At 70.8% G+C, this 16,994-nt stretch carries 15 protein-coding genes; 9 read left to right on the top strand and 6 right to left on the bottom strand.

The window, feature by feature from the left end; genetic code table 11:
* Positions 1 to 19 precede the first annotated feature (19 nt).
* The gene (ubiG, locus tag ACFFJB_RS12275) at positions 20 to 802 is read left to right on the top strand and encodes a bifunctional 2-polyprenyl-6-hydroxyphenol methylase/3-demethylubiquinol 3-O-methyltransferase UbiG (RefSeq protein WP_376831625.1); all 783 of its coding nucleotides are present in this window, start codon (positions 20 to 22) and stop codon (positions 800 to 802) included.
* 73 nt (positions 803 to 875) lie between these two features.
* On the opposite strand, the gene ACFFJB_RS12270 is transcribed toward ubiG, so the two are convergent.
* On the bottom strand, positions 876 to 1,241 hold the full coding sequence (locus tag ACFFJB_RS12270) for a VOC family protein (RefSeq protein ID WP_376831624.1): 366 nt from the start codon (positions 1,239 to 1,241) through the stop codon (positions 876 to 878).
* 466 nt (positions 1,242 to 1,707) lie between these two features.
* Here ACFFJB_RS12270 and ACFFJB_RS12265 point away from each other — a divergent pair, with 466 nt between their 5' ends.
* A complete protein-coding gene (locus ACFFJB_RS12265) occupies positions 1,708 to 2,106 on the top strand; it encodes a nuclear transport factor 2 family protein (RefSeq protein WP_376831623.1) in 399 nt (132 codons plus the stop codon).
* A gap of 100 nt (positions 2,107 to 2,206) precedes the next feature.
* Positions 2,207 to 2,614, top strand: coding sequence for a hypothetical protein (locus ACFFJB_RS12260; protein ID WP_376831622.1), 408 nt, complete (start codon positions 2,207 to 2,209; stop codon positions 2,612 to 2,614).
* Between the two features lie 120 nt (positions 2,615 to 2,734).
* On the opposite strand, the gene ACFFJB_RS12255 is transcribed toward ACFFJB_RS12260, so the two are convergent.
* The 4 genes from ACFFJB_RS12255 to ACFFJB_RS12240 all read right to left on the bottom strand — a co-directional run bounded on the left by ACFFJB_RS12255 (position 2,735) and on the right by ACFFJB_RS12240 (position 5,307).
* The gene (locus ACFFJB_RS12255; protein ID WP_376831621.1) at positions 2,735 to 3,184 is read right to left on the bottom strand and encodes a DUF1178 family protein; all 450 of its coding nucleotides are present in this window, start codon (positions 3,182 to 3,184) and stop codon (positions 2,735 to 2,737) included.
* 124 nt (positions 3,185 to 3,308) lie between these two features.
* On the bottom strand, positions 3,309 to 4,187 hold the full coding sequence (locus ACFFJB_RS12250; RefSeq protein ID WP_376831620.1) for a carbon-nitrogen hydrolase family protein: 879 nt from the start codon (positions 4,185 to 4,187) through the stop codon (positions 3,309 to 3,311).
* A 57-nt stretch (positions 4,188 to 4,244) separates the two neighbouring features.
* Positions 4,245 to 4,502, bottom strand: coding sequence for a glutaredoxin 3 (grxC, locus tag ACFFJB_RS12245; RefSeq protein ID WP_376831619.1), 258 nt, complete (start codon positions 4,500 to 4,502; stop codon positions 4,245 to 4,247).
* Positions 4,503 to 4,569: 67 nt separating this feature from the next.
* Positions 4,570 to 5,307: a ComF family protein gene (locus ACFFJB_RS12240; protein WP_376832684.1), complete on the bottom strand. Its 738-nt coding sequence runs from the start codon at positions 5,305 to 5,307 to the stop codon at positions 4,570 to 4,572.
* Positions 5,308 to 5,641: 334 nt separating this feature from the next.
* On the opposite strand from ACFFJB_RS12240, the gene ACFFJB_RS12235 reads away from it, so the two are divergent.
* The 5 genes from ACFFJB_RS12235 to ACFFJB_RS12215 all read left to right on the top strand — a co-directional run bounded on the left by ACFFJB_RS12235 (position 5,642) and on the right by ACFFJB_RS12215 (position 12,639).
* Complete coding sequence (locus tag ACFFJB_RS12235) at positions 5,642 to 6,526, top strand: methyltransferase domain-containing protein (RefSeq protein ID WP_376831618.1); 885 nt, start codon at positions 5,642 to 5,644, stop codon at positions 6,524 to 6,526.
* Positions 6,527 to 6,786: 260 nt separating this feature from the next.
* The gene (ptsP, locus tag ACFFJB_RS12230) at positions 6,787 to 9,054 is read left to right on the top strand and encodes a phosphoenolpyruvate--protein phosphotransferase (protein ID WP_376831617.1); all 2,268 of its coding nucleotides are present in this window, start codon (positions 6,787 to 6,789) and stop codon (positions 9,052 to 9,054) included.
* Between the two features lie 72 nt (positions 9,055 to 9,126).
* Positions 9,127 to 10,218 (top strand): peptide chain release factor 1, encoded by a 1,092-nt coding sequence (gene prfA, locus ACFFJB_RS12225; protein ID WP_376831616.1) that lies wholly within the window; start codon positions 9,127 to 9,129, stop codon positions 10,216 to 10,218.
* Positions 10,215 to 11,147: a peptide chain release factor N(5)-glutamine methyltransferase gene (prmC, locus tag ACFFJB_RS12220; RefSeq protein WP_376831615.1), complete on the top strand. Its 933-nt coding sequence runs from the start codon at positions 10,215 to 10,217 to the stop codon at positions 11,145 to 11,147. Before prfA ends, prmC begins: the two co-directional genes overlap by 4 nt.
* 592 nt (positions 11,148 to 11,739) lie before the next feature.
* On the top strand, positions 11,740 to 12,639 hold the full coding sequence (locus ACFFJB_RS12215) for a DUF4167 domain-containing protein (RefSeq protein ID WP_376831614.1): 900 nt from the start codon (positions 11,740 to 11,742) through the stop codon (positions 12,637 to 12,639).
* A gap of 85 nt (positions 12,640 to 12,724) precedes the next feature.
* On the opposite strand, the gene ACFFJB_RS12210 is transcribed toward ACFFJB_RS12215, so the two are convergent.
* Positions 12,725 to 13,912 (bottom strand): CaiB/BaiF CoA transferase family protein, encoded by a 1,188-nt coding sequence (locus ACFFJB_RS12210; RefSeq protein WP_376831613.1) that lies wholly within the window; start codon positions 13,910 to 13,912, stop codon positions 12,725 to 12,727.
* Between the two features lie 393 nt (positions 13,913 to 14,305).
* On the opposite strand from ACFFJB_RS12210, the gene clpB reads away from it, so the two are divergent.
* Entirely contained in the window at positions 14,306 to 16,921 is a 2,616-nt protein-coding gene (clpB, locus tag ACFFJB_RS12205) for an ATP-dependent chaperone ClpB (RefSeq protein WP_376831612.1), read from the top strand.
* Positions 16,922 to 16,994: the final 73 nt, after the last annotated feature.

Raw genomic sequence — 16,994 nt, 5'->3', positions numbered from 1 at the left:
CGCCGGTGACAGTTCGCCGATGAGACAGGGGATTCCGGTTTTGCAGTCTGACAGGCGCCCTCCGTCCGCTCCCCATGCCGATCCGGCCGAGGTGGCGCATTTCGACGCCCTCGCGCGCCGCTGGTGGGATCCTGACGGTCCGATGAAGCCGCTGCACCGGCTCAACCCGGTGCGGCTGTCCTATATTCGCGACGTGGTCTGCGGCCACTTCGGCCGGGATCCGCGCGCGCCGGCGCCGTTCGCCGGGCTGTCCGCGCTGGATGTCGGCTGCGGCGCCGGCATGCTGTGCGAGCCGCTGGCGCGCCTCGGCGCGCAGGTCACCGGCCTCGATCCGGCGCCGGAGAATATCGCCGTGGCGCGGGCCCATGCGGCGGCGGGCGGCCTGGAGATCGCCTATCGCGGCGAGCTGGTGGAGAACGTGGCCGCGGCCGGCGAACGCTTCGACATCGTCACCGCCATGGAGGTGATCGAGCACGTGCCGGACCCGCCCGGCTTCGTCGCCGCCTGCTGCGCCGCGGTGAAGCCGGACGGCGTGCTGGTGATGGCCACGCTGAACCGCACGCGCAAGGCGTGGGCGCTGGCGATCATCGGCGCCGAATATGTGCTGGGCTGGCTGCCGCGCGGCACCCACGACTGGAACAGGTTCGTGACCCCGGAGGAGCTCGCCGCCTACGTCGCCAGCGGCGGCATGACGGTGCGCGGAACCGAGGGCGTGGTTTACGAACCGTGGCGGAACGCCTGGATCCGGTCGTCCGACACGGACGTGAACTACATGCTTTACGCCACCCGGTCCGGGCGCTGAGAAAAGCTCCGGCGCGGCGGCGCCGGAGCCTGCGGGCCCTTCCGGGATCTCGCTTGCGGTCCCTTCCCCAGCGTCAGCCCATGTGGAACACGGCGACCTTGTTGCCGTCGGGATCGCGGAAATAGGCGCCGTAGAAGGTCGGCATGCGCTCGCCAGGCGCGCCCTCGTCTTTGGCGCCGTTGGCCAGCGCCACCTTGTAGGCCTTGTCCACCGCCTCACGGCTGGGCGCGACGAGAGCCGGCATGACGCCGTTGCCCACGGTTGCGGGCTGGCCGTCATAGGGCTTGCACACCATCAGGCTGGCGGCGCCTTTCCTGCCCCAGCCGATCATGCGGTCGTTCTGCATGATGCGGCTGGCGCCGAGCTCGGCGGCGATGGCGTCATAGAACTTGCCGGCGGCCTCAAGATTGTTGGTGCCGAGGGTCATGTAACCCAGCATGTTTTCCTCCCGGGTAGCCGCGCCAGGGCGCGGTCATCTCTTGCGCTGTCAGGGATTGCGGCGCGGATCCGGACGACGCGACAGCATGGGCGACGTCGCGTTCTGGCTGCGCCCCGCGCCTTGACCGCCATGGGGCGCCAGAGCCGCTGCGCCGTCAAGAGGCCGGGCCGGGGCCTGCTCCCGCATGGAGGAAATTTTTTCACACCTTCCTGACCGGCGGCGGCGACGGGCCGGCGGGCAGCGGCGCGGACGGCCGCCGGACTTCCGTGGCGCCGGGGCCCCGCCGCCCCGGCCGTGGGAAGTGGCGGGCGCCGGCGGCTGCGGTCCGCAGGCGGTTACGCGCGAGGCAACGGGGCGGGCGGCGCGACCATTACCTCGCGCGTAATCGCCCGCGACGCCTCCGCCTGGCAGCATGGGTCCGTCACGCAGCGATGGCTCCGGCGAACGGAGTCGAAAGGAGGACGCCATGCACGATCCCACGACCGCCCGCGCCGATCCGGCCGTCGCGCTCGTCGAGCGCTACATCGACATGTGGAACGAGACTGACGCCGGCCGGCGGGGCGCCATCGCCGCGGCGATCCTGACCCCGGACGCCCTCTATCTCGATCCGGTGATGTCCGGCGAGGGGCCGGAAGGCGTCAGCGCCATGGTCGGCGCGGCGCAGCAGCAGTTCGCCGGTCTGGTCTTCGCCCTGCGGGGCGCGCCCCAGGCCACCGGAGACTTCTTGCGCTTTTCGTGGACGCTTGGTCCCGCCGGCGGCCCCCCGGTCGTCGCCGGCGCCGATTTCGCCGAACTGCGCGACGGCCGTTTCGCCCGCATAACCGGCTTCATCGACCAGGCGCCCGGCGAGCCGCCGGTGAGCTGAGCCCCGCCGCCATTTTCGCCAGCGCGTGTTCCGGAGGGCCGCCCGCAGGGCCTCTCCCCGGATCTCCCCTACAGCCAGTCCACCGCAAGGGAGCAACGTCATGACCCGTTTTCATCCCGGCCCCATGCTTCGCAACATCCTGATGCTCGACGGCGTGTCGTGCCTCGCCGCCGGCGCGCTGATGGCGCTGGGCGGCGGCTATCTCGCCGGTCTCCTCGAACTGCCGGAGGCGCTGCTGCGCGGCGCCGGCGCCTTCCTGCTGATATTTGGCGGCGCGGTGCTTCTGGCCGTGCGTCCGGCCGTCGTCGCCCGGGCGGCGGTGATCGCCGTCATCGCCTGCAATGTGGTGTGGGCGGTGGAATCGGTGGCGCTGCTGCTGGCCGGCTGGCTGGCGCCGAACGCTGCCGGCGTGGCCTTCGTGCTGGCGCAGGCGGCGTGGGTGGCGGCGCTCGCCGTGGTCCAGACCGTGCTGCTGAAGCGCGCCGCCGCCAGCCGCGCCGCCGCCTGAGCCGGCGCCGCGCACGAAAGGGCCCGTCCGGCCGTCGCCGGGCGGGCCCTCCGTCATCTTGCTGAAAAAGCGGACGCCGCGCCGGCGCGGGACGCCGGGAAGGCCAGCGCGCGCAGGGCGTCAGTTCAGGTCGTCCGGCAGCGACGGCACCGGCATGATGCTGACGCCTTCCTCAACCAGCGCCTTCACTTCCTCAGGGTCGGCCTCGCCGCGGATGGCGCGCGGCTCCACCTCGCCGGCGTGGATGCGCCGCGCCTCCGCCGGGAAATCGCGTCCGACGTCGTCGGTATTTTCGATGACGTACTGGCGCAGCGCCCGCATCAGGGCGCGGATGCGCCGCGCCGCTTCGTCATCCACCAGCGGACCGCCTTCCCGGCGGCCGGCGTCGGCGCGGTCATGCGAGGCCGAGCGGGCGAGCGCCGGCGCCATGACGGTCTTGCCGACCTTGGTCGATCCGCACGTCGGACACGAGACGAAGCCGGCGGCGGCCTGCCTGTCGTAGGCCTCGCTGTCAGCAAACCAGCTTTCGAACTCATGGCCCTGGTCACAGGCCAGCGTGTAGCGGATCATCTGGGCGGCGACCCCCTCACCGGGAACAGTCTTACCGAATCACGTCACAGATAAGGCGTTCCTTGCGCCATTACCACAGGACGGGCAAGTCCGGGCGGCGGCGCCGGCTTCCCGCGCCAGCCGCTCAGTCGCCGGCGCGGCCCGCCCTGCGCACGGTGAATGGCCGCGTGTGGGTCAGCGAAGGGATGCGCTGGCGCGCCTGCGCCACGGCGGCGAGGTCGATCTGCGCCAGAAGCACGCCGGGCTCCTCGCCTGCTTCCGCCAGCACCTGTCCCCACGGATCGACGATGATGGAATGGCCGTAGGTGACGCGCCCGTCCTCATGTTCGCCGCCCTGCGCGGCGGAGATGACGAAGGCGCCGTTTTCGATGGCGCGCGCCCGCTGCAGCACGCTCCAGTGCGCCGCGCCGGTCTGGCGGGTGAAACAGGCCGGCGCGGTGAGGATGGTGGCCCCGGCCCCGGCCAGCGCCCGGTACAGATAGGGGAAGCGCAGGTCGTAACAGATGGTGACGCCGATAGCGCCCACCGGCGTGGCGACCACCGGAGCCACGTCTCCGCCGGAATAGGTGCGCGATTCCCGCCAGCTCTCGCCGTTTGGCAGGTCCACGTCGAACAGGTGGATCTTGTCGTAGGTGGCGAGGATCTCGCCGTCGTCGCCGATCACCACCGCCCGGTTGGCGACCCGCTCGCCGTTACGGACGGCGAGCGATCCAAGATGTACGGTCACCCTGCGCCGGCGCGCCAGCTCCTGGGCGGCGGCGATCAGCGGATCCTCATCCTGGGTGAAGATCTTTTCCATCAGGCTGTCGCGCCGGCGCTCCACCAGCCCGGTCATTTCCGGGGTCTGGATGTAGGTCGCGCCGGCGTCGGCCGCCTCGGCGATCATGCGCAGGGCGGCGTCGCGGTTGGCGGCCGGGTCGCGGCCCGAGCGCATCTGCACGCAGGCGACGGTCACCGTTCCCGCCCTGGCGCCGCCGGCGACGCCAGCCTCCGCATCAGTCATGGCCTGTCTCCCGAACGCCGCCGGCTCCGCCGGCGGCCCCTCGACCCTTCCGGACGGTCACCCCGCCAGCAGCGGATCAAGCTTGCCCGTCGCGTCCAGCGCATACAGGTCGTCACAGCCGCCGACATGGCGGTCGCCGATGAAGACCTGCGGCACGGTGGTGCGTCCGCCGGCGCGTTCGATCATCGTGGCGCGCTCTTCCGGCCGCTGGATGATCTCGATTTCCTCGTATGTCACCCCTTTTGAATCCAGCAGCTGCTTCGCGCGCTGGCAGTAGGGGCAGGTTGATTTGGTATAGATGGTGACGTGCGGCAACGGAAAGCTCCCTTGTTGCCCGCCAGTATAGGCGTTTCCGCCGCTGCGGGCGACAGCCGGCCGCGCCTCAGTCGCGCACGACCATGGCGAAGGCGAGCACGTCGACCCGGGCCGCGCCGGCGCGCAGCAGCGCCCGGGTCGCGGCGGCGGCGGTGGAGCCGGTGGTGAGCACGTCGTCAACCAGCAGCAGCCTTTTTCCGGCGACGCGGGCTTTTGCGTCCGGCGCCACGGCGAACGCTCCGCGCAGGTTGCGCGTGCGCGCAAGGCGCGACAGCCCGGTCTGTGGCCGCGTGAGGCGCGTGCGGCGCAGCGCCAGCGGATCGCACGGCCTGCCGCTGACGCCGGCAAGGGCTGCCGCCAGCGCGGCGGCCTGGTTATGGCGGCGCCGCCACAGCCTGAGCCGGTGCAGGGGAACGGGAACGATCAGGTCCGCCTCCGCCAGCAGCGGCGCGCCGGCGATGGCCATGAGCCGGGCCATGACGAGGGCGAGGTCCGGACGGTCGCCGAACTTGAGCGCGTGCGCCAGCGTCCTGGCGGTGTGTTCGAAGCGCGTCGCCGCCCGGGCGCGCTCCCACGGCGGCGGCCGCGCGATCGCCGCGGGCGAAACCGCCCCGGGGCCGGGATCGACGCTGAACGGCGCGCCCAGACGCTCGCAGCAGGGGCTGGTGATGAAGCGAAGCCCCCGCCAGCAGGCGGCGCACAGCCCGTGATGCGCCGCCACCGGCTGGCGGCAGCAGGGGCAGGCTGGCGGAAACAGCAGGTCGATGAGCTGGCGGCGCAGGCTGTCCCACGCCCGCCGCGTCAGCTCGCGGGCGGCGTCATCCGCTTCGGCCGCCGGGTCGAACACGCCGCGGCGGCTCGGGCCATGAAGGACGCCAGTGTTTCCGGGCACGCGCATCTCCCGCCGGCCGGGATCCGGCCGGCGCCATTGTAGCGCGCGGCGCGGCCGACGTGAAAAAGTCATGCGTCAGGAGTATATGGCGGCCTGAAGGCGGGACGCTCCCCGGGGAGGCTTCCCGGGGCGCTTTCCGGAGGGACGCCTGGGGCGCCGCGCTCGCGGCGTCGCGCTCTTGGCGTCAGGAGGCCCCGCGCGTGTATCCGGACGTTTCCGGACATGCGGATTGCGTCAGGAGACATGCATGGCCCACCTGGTTTTTGACCGTCCGCTGCTGCGCCGGCGCATCACCCGCGCCGCCAGGGCGGGACTCGCCGATTTTCTGGTCGACCAGGCGGCGGAGGAGCTGGCGCTGCGCCTGTCGGCCGTCAACCGGCGCTTCGACTGCGCCCTTGACCTTGGCGGCCCCGGGGAGCAGGTCCGCCGGACCCTGTTCGACCATGGCGTCGGGCGGGTCGTGCGCGCCCCGGTCGCCTGTGGCCTTGGCGGCGACGTGGTGGTGGACGAGGAGGCGCTGCCGTTCGCCCCTGAATCATTTGATCTTGTCGTCGGCGTGATGTCGCTGCAGGGCGTGAACGACCTTCCCGGCGCCCTTGCGCAGATCCGCCGCATCCTGAAGCCGGACGGGCTGTTCATCGGCTGTCTGCCCGGCGGCGCGACGCTGTCCGAACTGCGCCAGGCGTTCACCAGGGCCGAGGCGGAGACCACCGGCGGCGTCAGCCCGCGGGTGGCCCCGTTCGCCGACGTGCGCGACATGGGCGCGCTGCTGCAGCGGGCGGGTTTCGCCCTTCCGGTGGCCGATCTCGAAACGCTGACGGTGCGTTACGCCCATCCGCTGCGCCTGCTGGCGGACCTGCGCGCCATGGGCGTGGCCAACGCCCTCGCCGACCGGCGCCGCGCCCCCCTGCGCCGCGACACCCTGCTGCGCATGTGCGAGGCCTATGTGGAGCGGTTTTCTGATCCGGACGGCCGCGTCCGCGCCACCTTCGACATGGTGTGGCTGTCCGGCTGGGCTCCGCACGCCAGCCAGCAGCAGCCGTTGCGGCCGGGGTCGGCGAAGATGCGTATGATTGACGCGCTGCGCGTTGACGCGGCGATCATGGCGAAAGCGGACGGCGGGGGGCGTTAGGGCGCCGTCCGGGCGCAGGCGCGCAGGCGTTTTCGCCCTGTTCCGCGGGGGCGGAGGGATCGCGCCGCCCTTTCGTCAGGCGACGCCTGTTCGACGATGGCGCCATGACCGGACCCGCCTCGCGCGTGGTCAGCGTGCTTGCGATTAAGGCTGCCTCTCCCTTATAGAACACTGGTAGAACGGGCGGCGGGGGGCGCCGCTTCCGATCCACTCCGCGGCGCGGAAAACGCCGGCACGCCGGCTGATCGAGGTGATGGCTGATGCGAGGCGCTCTAGGCGGCCCACGCGTGCTCCTGCGTCGTCTCCGGGAGGTGATGGCGGAGCCCGTCAGCGCTCAGGAGAAGCTGGATCGCATCGTCGTCCTCATCGCCAACAACATGGTGGCCGAGGTCTGCTCGGTCTACGTGCTGCGCGCCGACGGCAATCTTGAGCTTTACGCCACAGAGGGCCTGAAGCCGGAGGCGGTGCACCGCACCGTCATCGGCTCCAACGAGGGCCTCGTCGGCCTCATCGCCTCCAGCGCCGAGCCGCTGGCGCTCTCCGACGCCCAGAGTCACGAGGCCTTCTCCTACAAGCCCGAGACGGGCGAGGAAATCTACCACTCCTTCCTCGGCGTGCCGATTCTGCGCGCCGGCCAGACGCTGGGCGTTCTGGTGGTGCAGAACCGCGCCTACCGCGTCTATACCGAGGAGGAAATCGAGGCGCTGCAGACCACCACCATGGTCATCGCCGAGATGGTGGCTTCCGGCGACCTGCAGACCCTCGCCCCGCCCGGCCAGGACATCGCCATCCGCCGGCCCATGGCGCAGCGCGGCGTCGCCCTCTCCGAGGGCATCGGCCTCGGCTATGTGGTGCTGCACGAGCCCCGCGTGGTGGTGCAGAAGCTGATCGCCGACGACGTCTCGGTCGAGCTGAAGCGCATCGACGACGCCATCGCCGCCCTGCGCGCCCGCATTGACAGCCTGCTGGCGCGCGGCGACGTCTCGCACAGCGGCGAGCACCGCGACGTGCTGGAGACGGTGCGGATGTTCGCCCACGACCAGGGCTGGCTGCGCCGTATCCGCGAGGCCATCATGACCGGCCTGACGGCGGAAGGCGCGGTGGAGCGCGTGCAGTCCGACACCCGCGCCCGCATCCTGCGCCAGACCGATCCCTATCTGCGCGAGCGGCTGCACGACCTCGACGAGCTGGCCAACCGGCTGCTGCACGAGCTCTCCGGCGCGGCCTTCGCCGCGCCGCGCGAGGAGTTGCCGGACAACGCCATTCTGGTGGCGCGCACCATGGGTCCGGCGGCGCTGCTCGACTATGACCGCTCGAAGCTGCGCGGCCTTGTGCTGGAGGAGGGCGGCAAGACCAGCCACATCGCCATCGTGGCGCGCGCGCTCGGCATTCCCGCCGTCGGCGAGATCGAGGGCGTGGTGTCGCTGGTGGAGCCTGGCGACGCCATCATCGTCGACGGCCTCGCCGGCGAGGTGCAGATCCGTCCGCAGCCGGACGTCGAGGCGGCCTACGCCGAAAAGGCCCGTCTGCGCGCCCGCGCCCAGGCCAAGTACAAGCGCCTGCGCAAGACGCCCTCCGTCACGAAGGACGGGGTGGAGGTGACGCTGAACATGAACGCCGGCCTGCTGGTGGACATTCCGCACCTGGCGGAGTCCGGCGCCAGCGGCATCGGCCTGTTCCGCACCGAGCTGCAGTTCATGGTGGCGGACAAGCTGCCTTCCGCCAGCGAGCAGCAGGCGCTTTATGAGGAAGTGCTGCGCGGCGCCGGCGGCGCGCCGGTCACCTTCCGCACCCTCGACATCGGCGGCGACAAGGTGCTCCCCTACATGGAGCAGATGGAGGAGGAGAATCCGGCGCTGGGCTGGCGGGCCATCCGCATCGCCCTCGACCGGCCGGCGCTGCTGCGTTCGCAGGTCCGGGCGCTGCTCAAGGCGGCGGCGGGCGCCTCGCTGCGCATGATGTTTCCCATGGTCGCCACGGTGGACGAGTTCCTGCGCGCCCGCGCGCTCGTCGAGCGCGAACGCTCCTATCTGCGCCGGCACGGCTATCGCGAGCCGGAGAAGGTGGAGCTGGGGGTGATGGTGGAGGTGCCGTCGCTGCTGTTCCAGCTCGACGAGATCTGCGCGAAGGCGGACTTCATCTCCGTCGGCTCCAACGACCTGATGCAGTTCCTGTTCGCGGCGGACCGCGAGAACCGCCGCGTCTCCGGGCGCTTCGACACGCTCAGCCCCGGTTCGCTGCGCGCCCTGCGCCACATCGTCCGCACCGCTGGCCGGCACGGATGTCCGGCCACGGTGTGCGGAGAGATGTCCGGACGGCCGCTCGACGCCATGGCGCTCATCGGGCTCGGTTTCCGCGCCCTGTCGATGCCGCCGGCGGCGGTCGGGCCGGTGAAGCAGATGCTGCTGGGCCTGGAGGCGGCGCCGCTCGCCGGCGCGCTGGAGGAGATGCTTGCGGACGCTTCCGCCGCCACCCTGCGGCCGAAGCTGGAGGAATGGGCCGCCGCCCGTTCGGTTCCGCTGGAATAGCCGGCCGGCGGCCCGCCCTGTCCGGAAGCCGGCGCCTTTTCTTGCGCCGACATTTCTGCCATTGCGGAGCCCATGAACGGATTTACGCCTCCTGAAGCGCGGCTGGACGCCATTCTTGCGCGACATGCGGAGCTCAACGCGCAGCTGGCCGGCGGTCTCGACGGCGCCGCCTTCGCGCGCGCGTCGCGGGAGCTGGCCTCGCTCGCCCCCGTGGTCGACGCCATCGTCGCGTACCGCAAGGCGAAGGATGATCTGGACGGCCTCGTCGCCGTGCTGGAGGACGGCCAGTCCGATTCCGAGCTGCGGGCGCTGGCCGGCGAGGAGCTTCCGCTGGCGCGCGAGCGCCTCGCCGCCACCACCCAGGCCATGCGCCTGATGCTGGCGCCGCGCGACGCCGCGGACGACGGCTCCGCCATCCTCGAGATCCGCGCCGGAACCGGCGGCGACGAAGCCGCGCTGTTCGCCGGCGACCTGTTCGCCATGTACAGCCGCTACGCCGCCCTGAAAGGCTGGGCGGTGGAGCCGCTGTCGGTCAGCGAAGGCACGGTGGGCGGCTATAAGGAAATCATCGCCGAGGTGCGCGGGGCCGGCGTGTTCGCCCGCCTGAAGTTTGAATCGGGGGTGCACAGGGTGCAGCGCGTGCCGGCCACGGAGGCCTCCGGCCGCATCCACACCTCGGCCGCCACCGTGGCGGTGTTGCCGGAGGCGGGCGAGGTCGACGTCGAAATCGCCGAGAGCGACCTTCGCATTGAAACCATGCGCGCCGGCGGCGCCGGCGGCCAGCACGTCAACAAGACCGAATCGGCCATCCGCATCACCCACATTCCCACCGGCATGGTGGTGCACGTGCAGGACGAGCGCTCGCAGCACCGCAACCGCGCCCGGGCCATGAGCCTGCTGCGGGCGCGCCTGCTGGACGCCGAGCGCACCCGCAAGGAGGCCGAGCGCGCCGCCGACCGGCGCTCCCAGGTCGGCTCCGGCGACCGCTCGGAGCGCATCCGCACCTACAACTTCCCCCAAGGGCGGGTGACCGACCACCGCATCGGTCTCACCCTCTACAAGCTGGACGACGTGCTGGCCGGCGAAGCGCTGGACGAGCTGGTGGACGCGCTCGCCGCCGCCCGCCAGGCCGAGCTGCTGGCGGCGGAAAGCGGGGAGGCATGAGCCTCGCCGGGGCGGGCGGGCGCTGGCTGGCGCCGGGAACCGGCCGGGCGGCGGCGCTGGCCGCGCTGGCGGCGCGGCTTGCGGCGCGTGATCCCGCCGAAGCCCGCAGCGCCGCGCGCATCCTGTTCGCCGGCGTGCTCGGCGTGTCCCTGGTCGAGGTGATCGCCCGGCCTGACGCGCCGCTGGACGCCGCCGCCGTCCTGCGGCTGGAGGAAGCCGCCCGCCGTTATCTCGCCGGGGAGACGCCGGGGCGCATTCTCGGCGCGCGCGAGTTCTGGGGCATGCCCTTCCGCCTCGGGCCGGATACGCTGGAGCCGCGGCCGGAAACCGAGACCCTGGTCGAGACCGTGCTCGCCCGGCTTGACCGCGCCGGCTGGCGTGACGGACGTCCGCTGAACGTCGTCGACTTCGGCGCGGGAACCGGCTGCGTGCTTGTGGCGTTGCTCGGCGAACTGCCGTCCGCATTCGGCGTCGGCGTCGATCTTGCGCCGGGCGCGGCGGCGGTCGCCGCCGCGAACGCCAGGCTGAACGGCGTCGCCGGCCGCTGCGTTTTCGTCGCCGGGGACTGGGACGCGGCGCTGGGGCCTGCGGCCGCCGGCGCCTTCGATGTGGTGGCGTCCAACCCGCCCTACATAGAGAGCTGGACGCTCCACGGCCTGCCGCCGGCGGTGCGCCTGAACGATCCGGGGCTCGCCCTCGACGGCGGTCCGGACGGACTTGCGCCATACCGGATCCTCGTTCCGGCGGCGGCGCGGCTGCTGAAGCCGGGCGGCGTCGCCGCCTTCGAGGTCGGCGCGGGACAGGCCGCGACGGTGGCGGCGATGCTGCGTGGCGCGGGTTTCGCCGACGTTGGCGTGCGGGAAGATTTCGCCGGCGTCATGCGGGTGGCTTCAGGCCTGCGACAGATGGCGTCAGGACAGGGATTTTGAATTTCTGCTTGGCGTTGGGCGTTGAAGGCGATAAGGTGCGCCCATACGACGTGATTTGCGCCTGCGCATTAGGGCTTTGCAGCAGAAGCCGCCAGGGGCGATATGTCGGTGGGCCGCTGGTATCGGCAAAACCCGTTGGCCGGGCGTGTGGAACCGGCCGGGCTGTTCCGGTTCAGGCGGCCATGAGCCATCCCTTGAACAGGTCACAGACGGTCACTTGCACGACCCCTTGGCCATGCTTGCAGCGATACGTTCTGCGCCCTGCGCCGCCAGCGGCGCAGCGTGGCGGAACGTTTCCGGGCCCGTGCAGTCTGACATCTGGATGCGTTGTGGACCGGCCCCTGTTCGCTAGGGAACAGCGTCGCTCCCAAGCCTGCGCCGGTCCGCGTCGGACCTGGGTCAGGGCCTGGGCGGGCGGCCATAAAAAACCGGATGCAAGTGAACCGGATGTAGATCGCCGTCACCAATACCGGGCAGTCAGGAACGGGACGTGTCTTTCGCCCGCAGGGCGAAGACCTGCGCCCGACCCGGGATCCATGTCCCGGCCGTTCAGCGCACGAAGCCGGCGCGGTGCGGGAGCAAATACCAAACCATGGCTTCACATGAGAGACAGATGAGACCAGGCCAGAACAGGCGCGTGCGGGGACGGATGAACCGCAAGGGCCCGAATCCCCTTACGCGCAGCTATGAGTCCAATGGACCGGATGTGAAGATCAGGGGTACGGCCCAGCATATCGCTGAGAAGTACACGCAGCTGGCCCGTGACGCGCAGGTCGCCGGCGATCCCGTGGCCTGTGAAAACTACCTCCAGCATGCCGAACACTATTTCCGCATCATCGCCGCCGCCCAGGCGCAGATGCAGCAGGCCTACGGCCACCAGTCGCGCGGCTATGACGAGTTCGACGATATCGATCCGGAAGACGATTTCGCCGATCCGCTGCCGACGCCGCGCCTGGCCCAGGCGGTCGCCGGCGACGAGGCCTATCCCGCCGGCGCGCCGCAGCCGCACGCCGTCCAGCGCGAGCGGGCGGAGCGTCAGGACCGCGCCCAGCGTTATCCCGCCTCAGGCGAGCGTCAGGCGCGCCAGGGTGACAATGGCGAGGCCCGGCCGGACGCCCAGCGGCATGAGAACGGCCGCGCCGATGGCGAGCCGCGCGGCCGCCGCGAGCGTTTCCGCCGCCAGCGCGACGTCCGCATGGTGGTGCGTGAGGGCGCCGAGGCCGGCCCCGCCGGGGAAGCTGACGTCAGCGCCCTGCCGGCCTTCCTGACCACGCCGGCGCGTCCGGCCGCTCCCGCTGACGCCGGCCAGTCCCCGCCGGTCGCTGGCGGGGAGGGCGACGCCGGCGACGCGCCGGCCGCCGCTCCGGTCGAGACGGCTGGTGAGGAGAACGGCGAGCGGTTTCCGACCCGCACCCGTCGCCGTGGCCGTGGTCGCGGCCGCGTCGAGACGGCCCCGGAGAATCCTCCGGCCGAGCAGGGGATCGCCAGCTGACGCGGCGCTCCGTTCGTCACGCCGGAACAGGGGGAAGGGCCGGGCGGCGCGCCGCCCGGCCCTTTCTCGTGGGCGTTGAGGCCGTTCAGATGGCGCCTTTTTCGCGCAGGCGGCTGATGTCCTCGCCGGAAAAGCCGGCTTCGCGCAGCACTTCCTCCGTATGTTCGCCGGTGAGCGGCGCGCGGTGGCGAATGGCGCCGGGCGTGCGGGATAGCGTCATCGGCGGCTGGGCCAGCATCGCCGGCTTCTCCATGCCGGGGTAGGCGACGGGCTGGAGATAGCCGGTGGCCTGCACGTGCGGATCGTCCAGCACCTCCTGCGGGGTCAGCACCGGCGCCGCCGGAATCCGGGCCGCCTCCAGCTCGGCGATGGCCTCGGCGGTGGTGCGCCGCGCCAGCCATTCGGCGAGGCGGGCGCTGATCAGCTCCGAGTTTTCGCCGCGCAGCAGGTCGTTGGCGAACTTGGGATCGTTGATCCAGTAGTCCTCATTCCCCATCAGCCGCGCCCAGCGCTCGTAGATCGGCTGGCCGACCACGGCCACGAGCACGTGCCCGTCTTTTGTCGGCAGGATGTCGGAGGGAGCGGAGGTCTGGCTGCGGTTGCCGGTCGGCTTGCGGTTGATCTGCAGCGCCGCCTGTTCAATCAGCGTCGAGGCCATCATGTTGATGGCGGTGCGCAGCAGCGCCCCTTCCACCACCTGGCCCTTGCCGGATTTTTCCCGCTCCATCAGCGCGACCAGCGCGCCAAAGGCCATGCCGAGGGCGGTGCCGAAGTCCACATAGGGCGCGATGGCGCGCACCGGATTGCCGGGCGTGCCGGTCATGTAGGCGGCGCCGGACATGGCCTGGCCGATGGCGTCGAAGCCCACCCGGTTGCGGTAGGGGCCGCTGGAGCCGAACGCCGAGGCGGTCACCAGAATGATGTCAGGCTTCACCGCCGTCAGGCTCTCGTAATCCAGCTTCATGGCGCGCAGGGTGTCGGGCGGCAGGTTGGCCACCACGATGTCCGCCGTCTCCACCAGCTTGCGCACGATGAGCGCGCCGTCCTCGCTCATCGGATCAAGGGTGACGCCCCGCTTGTTCCGGTTGACGTGCATGAACAGCGCGCCGGCGCCGGTGTCGGAGACGGGCGCAATGAAACGGTCCTCGCCGCCGCCGCGTTTCTCGATGCGGATCACGTCCGCGCCGAAGTCGGCGAGGAGCGCCGCGCAATACGGACCGGCGATGAAACGGCCGAAATCAAGCACGCGCACGCCGGACAGCACCTGCGACATCTGTACCTCCCTGCAACAGCATGTGGGCTTTCTCGCCGCCCTGCGGGCGGGACCCTTTGCCGGCGAGTGTAGGGATGCCGCCAGTGCTGTGAAGACGGTTTTTGATTTTTTATAACATTCAGGATGCAATGCTGGAGCCGCGGCAATGACGTCCGCGCATGGCCCGCCCGGGCGCGGGGCTTCCTGGCGGCGCCTGCGGCGAGGCGACGGCCCGCAGGGAATGAATGTCGCAGGCGAAAAAATTCGGCCGGTCCCTCTGGTGTGGCGCATGAGCAACACCCAGATTATCGCCAGGCTGGCGCTCCGGGTTACGCTGGCCACAGTTTCCGGCGGTTGCCTCCACGGGACCGTCACAGCGGGCGCGCCAGTCGGGCGGCCCCGAAGGAGATGCGCATGAATATTGACAAGTACACCGACCGTTCGAAGGGCTTCCTGCAGTCGGCCCAGAGCCTCGCCCTGCGGGAAAATCACCAGCAGTTCATGCCCGAACACCTGCTGAAGGTGCTCCTCGACGACCCGGAGGGCCTTGCTTCCGGCCTGATCGGGCGCGCTGGCGGCGACTCGCGCGTCGCCCTGCAGAAGACCGAACAGGCGCTGGCGAAGCTGCCGAAGGTGCAGGGCGGCGGCGGCCAGGTTTACCTGTCGCCCGCCCTGGCGCGCGTGTTTGAGACCGCCGAGAAGGCAGCTGAGAAGGCGGGCGACAGCTTCGTCACCGTTGAGCGGCTGCTGCTGGCGCTGGCCGTCGAGAAGGAGAGCGAGGCCGGCAGGGCGCTGGCCGCCGCCGGCGTCACCGCCCAGAACCTCAACGCCGCCATCGAGTCGCTGCGCAAGGGGCGCACCGCCGATTCCGCCTCGGCCGAACAGGCCTATGACGCGCTGAAGAAGTACGCCCGCAACCTCACCCAGGCGGCCCGCGAAGGCAAGATCGACCCGGTGATCGGCCGCGACGAGGAGATCCGTCGCGCCATCCAGGTGCTGTCGCGGCGCACCAAGAACAATCCGGTGCTGATCGGCGAGCCGGGCGTCGGCAAGACCGCCATCGTGGAGGGTCTGGCCCGCCGCATTGTCGACGGCGACGTGCCGGAGAGCCTGCGCGACAAGCAGCTGCTGGCCCTTGACATGGGCGCGCTCATCGCAGGCGCGAAGTATCGCGGCGAGTTTGAGGAGCGCCTGAAGAGCGTTCTGCAGGAAGTGCAGGCGGCGGAAGGCGACATCATCCTGTTCATCGACGAGATGCACACCCTCGTCGGCGCCGGCAAGACCGACGGCGCCATGGACGCCTCCAACCTGCTGAAGCCGGCCCTGGCCCGCGGCGAGCTGCACTGCGTCGGCGCCACCACGCTCGACGAGTACCGCAAGCACGTGGAGAAGGACCCCGCCTTGGCGCGGCGCTTCCAGCCGGTTTTCGTCTCCGAGCCGACGGTGGAGGACACCATCTCGATCCTGCGCGGCCTGAAGGAGCGCTACGAGCAGCACCATGGGGTGCGCATCCAGGACGCGGCGCTGGTGGCGGCGGCGACGCTCTCCAACCGCTACATCACCGACCGCTTCCTGCCCGACAAGGCCATCGACCTGATCGACGAGGCGGCCGCGCGGCTGCGCATGCAGGTGGACAGCAAGCCCGAGGAGCTGGACAGCGTCGATCGCGAGATCGTGCGCCTGAAGATCGAGGCCGAGGCGCTGAAGAAGGAGTCTGACGCCGGTTCGAAGGACCGTCTGGCGCGTCTGGAGAAGGAGCTGGCCGGCCTGGAGGAGAAGTCCGCCGCCCTCACCAGCAAGTGGGAGGCGGAGAAGGCCAAGCTCGGCAAGGCCGCGGACCTGAAGCGCCGGCTGGACGAGGCCCGCAACGAGCTCGCCATCGCCCAGCGGCGCGGCGAGTACCAGCGCGCCGGCGAGCTGACCTATGGCGTCATCCCGGCGCTGGAGAAGGAGCTCGCCGAGACCGAGGCCAGCGGCAAGGACATGGTCCAGGAGGCGGTGACGCCCGACAACGTCGCCCAGGTGGTGTCGCGCTGGACCGGCGTGCCCATGGAGCGCATGCTCGAAGGCGAGCGCGACAAGCTGCTGCGCATGGAGCATGAGCTCGCCCGTCGCGTCGTCGGCCAGCATGAGGCCGTGGTCGCCGTCTCCACGGCGGTGCGGCGCGCCCGCGCCGGCCTGCAGGACCCGAACCGGCCGATCGGCTCGTTCATGTTCCTTGGCCCCACGGGCGTCGGCAAGACCGAGCTCACCAAGGCGCTGGCGGCCTTCCTGTTCGACGACGAGAACGCCATGGTCCGCCTCGACATGTCGGAGTACATGGAGAAGCACTCGGTGTCGCGGCTGATCGGCGCGCCTCCCGGCTATGTCGGCTATGAGGAAGGCGGCGCGCTCACCGAGGCCGTGCGGCGCCGGCCCTACCAGGTCGTGCTGTTCGACGAGATCGAGAAGGCGCACCCGGACGTGTTCAACGTGCTGCTGCAGGTGCTCGATGACGGCCGCCTGACCGATGGCCAGGGCCGCACCGTGGACTTCCGCAACACGCTGATCATCATGACCTCGAACCTGGGCGCCGAGTATCTCGTCAACCAGAAGGAGGGCGAGGACACCGAAGCGGTGCGCGACGAGGTGATGAGCGTCGTGCGCAGCCACTTCCGGCCCGAGTTTCTCAACCGCGTCGACGAGATCATCCTGTTCCACAGGCTGCAGCGCGACCAGATGGGCCAGATCGTCGACATCCAGCTGCGCCGTCTGGCCCGGCTGCTGGAGGATCGCAAGATCACGCTCGACGTCTCGGAGGAGGCGCGCGAGTGGCTCGCCGCCCGCGGTTACGATCCGGCCTATGGCGCGCGTCCGCTGAAGCGCGTCATCCAGAAGAACGTCCAGGACCCGCTGGCCGGGCTCATTCTCGCCGGCAAGGTCAGGGACGGCGACACGGTGCCGGTCACGGTCGGCCCGCTGGGGCTGATGGTGGGCGACGTGCCGGTGGAGGCCGGCGTGGCCCGTCCCGCCGACGCTCCGCTGAACTGAACTGGCGGCGACATCGTCATCACCTGGAGACGCCGGCCCGCGGGCCGGCGTTTTTATTGCAATTACTGAATAT

The organism is Camelimonas abortus, assembly GCF_042432745.1.
Taxonomy (GTDB): domain Bacteria; phylum Pseudomonadota; class Alphaproteobacteria; order Rhizobiales; family Beijerinckiaceae; genus Camelimonas; species Camelimonas abortus.
This window is presented reverse-complemented; position numbering and strand designations above follow the sequence as displayed.